The 4,908-nt window shown below is 41.4% G+C and carries 3 protein-coding genes and 3 pseudogenes; 3 read left to right on the forward strand and 3 right to left on the reverse strand.

Going from position 1 to position 4,908, the window contains the following annotated elements; translation table 11 throughout:
* Positions 1-203: 203 nt before the first annotated feature.
* Positions 204-836: a hypothetical protein gene (locus ACED25_RS21615; protein WP_061031680.1), complete on the forward strand. Its 633-nt coding sequence runs from the start codon at positions 204-206 to the stop codon at positions 834-836.
* Positions 837-982: 146 nt separating this feature from the next.
* Complete coding sequence (locus ACED25_RS21620) at positions 983-1,837, forward strand: hypothetical protein (protein ID WP_371696064.1); 855 nt, start codon at positions 983-985, stop codon at positions 1,835-1,837.
* Positions 1,838-1,883: 46 nt separating this feature from the next.
* Here ACED25_RS21620 and ACED25_RS21625 read toward each other — a convergent pair.
* From ACED25_RS21625 to ACED25_RS21635, 3 pseudogenes are all read right to left on the reverse strand, one after another.
* Positions 1,884-2,078 (reverse strand): annotated as a pseudogene (locus ACED25_RS21625) (IS110 family transposase); the annotation flags it as partial.
* A 658-nt stretch (positions 2,079-2,736) separates the two neighbouring features.
* Positions 2,737-3,227: pseudogene (locus ACED25_RS21630) on the reverse strand (transposase); the annotation flags it as partial.
* Between the two features lie 52 nt (positions 3,228-3,279).
* Positions 3,280-3,522, reverse strand: a pseudogene (locus ACED25_RS21635) (IS110 family transposase); the annotation flags it as partial.
* 122 nt (positions 3,523-3,644) lie between these two features.
* Here ACED25_RS21635 and ACED25_RS21640 point away from each other — a divergent pair.
* Complete coding sequence (locus ACED25_RS21640; protein WP_017102170.1) at positions 3,645-4,223, forward strand: O-methyltransferase; 579 nt, start codon at positions 3,645-3,647, stop codon at positions 4,221-4,223.
* Positions 4,224-4,908 lie beyond the last annotated feature (685 nt).

Below are 4,908 nucleotides of genomic sequence, written 5' to 3' on the forward strand. Positions count from 1 at the left end.
AAGAGTATGGCTTGCACTTGTTTTACTCTGCCGCGCAGCGGCTTCGTTCAACAAGCAATTTAAGAGTGATTCCCCACGCTTGGCATTTTTGGTTTGGGTTAAGTTCAGTGTTTACGGCGCTCCAGTTTAGTGCCGTGGTAGCGTGGCTCACACCTTAATTGGGCGTTAGCCTTCTCACGGTATAGGTAATCTTAGTTAAAATTATGAAGTTTTATAAGTATAGGCAGAGAACAACTTTAACACCTCAAAATGGAAGTAAAGACCGTACTTCTTCTGTTTCTAAGATAGCCATGATATCTGCTGGTATATCGTTAGTTTCGGCTACAATCTCGTTTGCATCATTTGTCTACCCTAACTTTGTGTCACACAGAGATTTAATAGGTTCTATTATTCGGATTGATACAGTCGAAGGTGGGGAAGTAGAGGTAGATATAGCTTATATCAACAGTGGTAATGTTGACGAAATCATATTAAATCAAAGACTTGTGTTTTCCGACGACTATCGAGAGAGTCGTAGTTATTCAGCTTTGACTAAAAAGCCTATAAGCGCACTAGTCGTAAAAGCTGGTGAAACTAGACTGGTTACTTTCACGGAAGTTTTTGCCAAGGATTTCCTCAAAGAATTTAGAGAAGAAAGTAATGCAAAGCATAATTGGCCATACATCCGGACTGGTATTGAAGTGTCCCTTATAGATAGGGAAGGTATGCCATATAAGGTTACATATATAGGAGCTATGACTAACAGATTCTCTGAATATGCTTCAGTCATGAACTTTGGCATCACTAAAGGTAATGGAGTAGCCTTCTCTCTAAACGAGCCAGCGATGCACGAATAGGCCAAAGGCTAACAAAAAATTTAAGAGGGATTCCCCACGCTTGGCATTTTAGTTTAGGTCAAGTTTAATGTTTACGGTGCTCAAAATGAGTATCGTGGTAACGTGGCTCACCCCTTAATTGGGCGTTAGGGCTCACGGAGAGTGTAATGAGGAAAGATTACAAGGTTCAAGCAATTAGAGGTTTGACCGAAAAGGGTATATTCAACAAGCACGAGTGGCTGAAGGAAGCCCAAAAACACATGTATTCGTCCAGTGTCCTTAATGATCATGCTCAGAAAGTTAGGCAGGAACTGCAAGCAATAACAGCGGAAGCTAATGCTTCTGGGACCCGATACCAATCTAGCAAGGTGGGTGAGTTAATCACTCAGTTCGATGCAAGTTCAAAGTCTAGTTTATTGTTACTGAGCTATTCAGTCGAGGTGTTAATTAAAGCCGCTTTAGTTTGCTTACACCAATACACCGCAAGGCAAGATTTCAATCGGCTACTTAAATCAAAATACCGTCATAACTTATCTGAATCTGCTCAACTCTTATCTATTCCGTTGACAAAGTGTGAGTTCAAAGTCTTAGAAAGAATGAAAGTTATGATGCTAGATGAAGCCCGTTATCCCGTAACCCCAATAGATACAGAGTCGTTCTATCAACAGGCAAATAAAATCAACAAAGAGGTGTGGTCTGAGACTCTATATTCAAAATGGCTTAAGGTTGCGAATAAAATTCAAGATTATGTAAAAAAAATTGATTCGGACTCATCAAACAGCTCAAGTGTTACTCATTATACGTTTGGCGAGGGAGGGTACTGTGTTTTTCGGTTTGGGGGTAATCTTCCACCATTCTTAATTGTGAACTTTACGAATGAGCAGATGGAAAACAAGGAAAACAACAAAAAAGATTTACTCGATTTGCTCGAGCGTCATGCACCAGACTCTGCAGCGAAAAGATATATGCTAAAGATAAAGTCTTCGCTTACGTATCTTGACTTGCGGGAAAGTAAGCCCTAACAAACGACTATGACGTCAATGATTGATTTTTGGCTGTGTTTTCATCTCACATGGCGCCATCTCTGAGCATAGAGTTAAGGGGCACAACCATCTTTCGTACGCACGCTATTATTGCGACTTTCTTAGGCTTTCCGTCAGCCAAAAGTCGAGCATAACTCGCTTTGAATACGGGGTTACATTGCATGGCTGACATCATTGTCATATATAACACAGTGCGTACTTGCGCTCGACCGCCTTGGATTTATCGTGATGAAATGGCGGTAGGATCAGAATTGAGAGGGGCGAGGAGAAATTCTACAGCCTCGTTATATGTTTTCTAACTAACAAGATCATATCAGGAGTTGAAATGACTACTTGTCCCCATTGCAATAAAATCTGTAACCCTATTAGGTTCATTTGGGTATCAAGATGGACACCATATATGTGCCCTCACTGTCAGGGGGAATCCCAATTTTCTGGTTATGGCAGTTCAATTCTTGGTGGTCTCTTCGGGTTGCTTGGTTACGCCTTGTATACTTTTTTATCCTCTACCTTTGATAACTCTTTGTACTTAAATTTGTGTATAACAATACTACCCCTGACTAGCGCTACATTATTGCTACAGTGGCTGTTCTTTAAACTAAAAACTGAGTAATAAACATATAACAAATATGGATTAAGGTGTTGCGCAGCCAACACTAAATCTCGAGTGTTGAACAAGCCCGAAGCCACTTTAGTAAGTAAATTGTACGATTGAACTTGAAGGGCGCACCGCTTTGAGTCTTTTCTCAAGGCGAGCGAGGCCAAGATAAGGTTGCGATAGCAATCTTATCAACCAGTTAGCTATTTTTCGTTTCTTTCGTCGTCACATCTCCTTTGATTTCGTCAATGCCATTATCCTTATTTTCGATGCCTTTCGGCTACATGGGTCGGTTCACTCCAACACACGCCATCTCATGCTCACAGCAAGGGCATATTCGTATTGCTTTGGTCCTTATCGGTGCCGTTAGCGGCGGCATCATATAGACCAAGTTCAATAACAGCAGTTGAATGCGGGCCCTTAAGGCGTGTGCTTGACCACGTAAAAATCCGTAGTCTCTTACTCGCTGCAACCCTTTGGGCAGCACGTGTTGAAAATGAGCAGCAAGAACTTGAGAGTAGGCAAAGTGCGCGTTCGCCATACATTGGTTTGGCTCCCTTTATAGCGGAAGGTGACTGTGTCGTCGGTTATATGGATGATGTCTTCATCAGGCAACACGCCACGATAGAGGTAGCGAGCCAAATAGCTCAACGCAGCCTGACCGTATCCCGCTGGTCGGTAATTGACCACTCATTGTTTGGGTATGTCACTCGGAAGCCACAACGTTGGGTGTTAATTAATGGTCTCCAGCACTCTTGCTCGGCATACTTGTTAAGCTGCCACGCCGAGTTTTACCTCCACTGGAGTTTTCTGTTGGAACGAGTCCAAGGCTCGTCATTAAGCGATAAGTCCAGTAACCGCATGGTCCTGTTTCATAGACAAAGTGCAGAGTGGCTTTTGGATACTTGGATTGCAGCTGTTTGGTCAATTTAATAAATGCGGACTTATTCGATTTAATACAGCCAAGGTGTTGTGGATTTGCCTCACGATGTTCTTATAACACAGCGATTTGAATAACTGACTTATGCATATCTAAGCCAATGAAAATTATGCTATCTTTATTCATGCTAGCCTCCAAAATTTAGTTGTTTGACACACTAATTATGGCTATGGTTTTAAGCTAACCCACGATATTGGAGGCTAACACCTTTCGTGGGGGTCATTATGTCTAGGCGACAAGGAGGGATCATGAACAAATTGGAAGGGACGTACCCCAATAGCTATGAAGATATTCTAGCTGCTACAAGTGAGATTGGATTTCCGCAGTTATCAGATGCTGAAACAGGTTCATTTTTAGCGACACTTTGCGCTAGTAAAATTAACGGCAATTTCCTAGAGCTTGGAACTGGTACTGGGCTTTGTACATCTTGGTTGTTAGAAGGGATGAGTGCTGGCTCTAAGCTAATTTCAGTAGACAATAATGAGCGGAATATTGGCTTGGCTCGTAAATTTTTAGAACATGATAGCCGAGTTGAAATCGTATTAAGTGAAGGCGAAGCTGTAATTGATGGAATAGAACCAGCTTCATTGGATTTGATATTTGCTGATACTTGGCCGGGTAAGTATCACTATTTAGAAGAAGCGTTAGGTTTACTAAAAGTTGGCGGCATTTATGTTGTCGATGATATGAATACGAGAAGTGAATGGTCGATAGAGCACAACACTAAAGTTGAAGACTTAATATCACACTTAACAACTCGTTCAGATTTAATAACTACGAAGCTGGATTGGTCTACAGGTTTGGTTATGTGTGTGAAAATCGCTTAACAATAGACTATGGCGTCAATGGCTATTTAGGCGCTATTCCTGTTTTATAGACCATCACTTTTTAGCTTTAAAGCTAAAGCCCTATAAGTTTTCTACTGCCACAACGCCAGCAGAAACACAAAAAGACCAATCCCAAGCGTGACCTTTAGAAGTAAGCCAAGAGGGGCACCACCTTTTGGCGCTTTATTGCAACATCCCATCATTGATTCCTAATTTGTCGTGAATGTCATATCACCTTAAACCTTTCCCTTACGGTAAGGTCAATGCTTTATTAGTCATATAATCTGGAATCCGAAAAACAAAAAAGCGAACCGTTCGGTTCGCCTTTTGTTATGTTGTTCTGCTTAGCGCCGCTACTGATCACAGATAACTAAGATGGAAACTCGCTACCTTTCTGTATCAATCGTTTGGAAATCACGTTAAGGATAACCAAGTTGGAAACTTTTGGTAATTTGGAAGTCTGGTTGAACTCTGTAGCGATAACCAAAATGGAAACTAGGAGGGTAGTAGTGATTAGACTGTTTTAGCTTCCATACAGCGAACAGCCACTGTTTGATATAGTTAAACATCATTGAGAAATGGCCTGCTAGAGCTTCATTTTTTGTGGCACTCTCTTTCAAATCTCTTATTCTGATGTTTTTCGCAAACTAGCTTCTTAATCTGATACTTTTCCCTTTGGCTGCAT

Source organism: Vibrio sp. 1F263, assembly GCF_041439035.1.
GTDB lineage: Bacteria > Pseudomonadota > Gammaproteobacteria > Enterobacterales > Vibrionaceae > Vibrio > Vibrio tasmaniensis_A.